Below are 1,279 nucleotides of genomic sequence, written 5' to 3'. Positions count from 1 at the left end.
CAGACGCCGCGGATGTCATCATCTGTATACGACTCATTAAGTCATTGCCCAATAAGCCTTGCTCGATGTTGCCTTTTAGCGTGCGTCCAATTTCTAGGCCGTAACCTCGGTCGATACCTTCTTGAGCCAGCAAGGTATTGAGCTCTGCAGCTTGGAGAATGAATTTGATCTCTTCAAAAGGCGCTTGAGTGGCAAACTCATAGATTTGTTTGATCGAAATATCCACACCTTCACACACAGAAGCGGTTGCAACGCGTTGCTGCGGTGGAGCATCAAAAATCACGTCGCCATTGCGCATGATCTGGATAATGTTGGTGTGACCGCCACTGATCGTGACCGAAACAACAGCGTCACCAGAAGTGAGCGTTACGCTGCAATAAATGAATTCTTGCGTATCCATGCGCGCTACAGTTACCCGCTCTTCATCTATCAATTGTTGCGCAGCAGCAACATCCTGCTTATTAATCCGAGCCAACACTTCCAGTTCTGCTGTTGGGTCACCGGCTAATGCACCAACTGAGGCGGCAATTTTGAGGCCTATCTTGCCCGTTCCGGGTACGAAAACACCCATCGAGTTTTTAAATAGGTTGTCTGAAACACGCACCTCTATCGCATCAATATCTGATGTGCCTAACTCTTTTCTAGCAACTGCTGCCGCGTACGCAGCAGCAATGGGTTCTGTACATCCTAATGCAGGTTTCACAACTTGCTTAATGATTTGGATATATTGTGTCCATTGCTGGTTCATGCTCTGTTCTCCGTATTACTTTTTATGAGCAATCGCTTCGACTTCAATTAACACGCCAAGAGGCAAATCTTTCACTGCAAAGCAACTGCGTGCCGGACAATCTTGTTGGAAAAACTCTGCGTAGACCTTGTTAAACTCGGCAAAGTCATTAATATTCGATAGGTAACACGTTGTTTTTAAAACAGTATCGACACTGCCACCACCAGCCTCTAAAACGTGCTTCAAGTTAGTAAGAGATTGATGACTTTGTGCACTGATGCCGCCTTCAACTACTTTTCCTGTTGCCTTATCAACGGGTAATTGACCAGATGTAAAAATCAAATCGCCATAGCTAGTGCCATGTGAATAAGGTCCGATAGCAGCAGGCGCGTGTTCAGATGAAATCAATTCTTTCATTTTTAAATCCTCACATAAATTTTATTTTTTATTAAGAAGCTTCTAATTTAACTTCCGTATTAGCGTTATTTTTTCAATTAAATATGAATCAAACAACTAGAACAGATCACAAAATTCGTTAAAAAATCCAATTTA

General features: G+C 43.1%; 1 protein-coding gene and 1 pseudogene. Both read right to left on the bottom strand.

Features of this window, described 5'->3' with window-relative positions:
- Window positions 1–748 (bottom strand): annotated as a pseudogene (locus R7P72_RS24810) (serine dehydratase subunit alpha family protein); the annotation flags it as partial.
- A gap of 15 nt (window positions 749–763) precedes the next feature.
- Window positions 764–1,144, bottom strand: a complete 381-nt coding sequence (locus R7P72_RS24805; protein WP_005479566.1) for a RidA family protein — start codon at window positions 1,142–1,144, stop codon at window positions 764–766.
- Between the last annotated feature and the right edge of the window lie 135 nt (window positions 1,145–1,279).

The sequence above is a fragment of the Vibrio sp. Vb0888 genome (assembly GCF_033338835.1).
GTDB classification, from domain to species: domain Bacteria; phylum Pseudomonadota; class Gammaproteobacteria; order Enterobacterales; family Vibrionaceae; genus Vibrio; species Vibrio alginolyticus.
The sequence above is the reverse complement of the archived record's forward strand: the minus strand, read 5'-3'. Positions and strand labels throughout refer to the sequence as shown.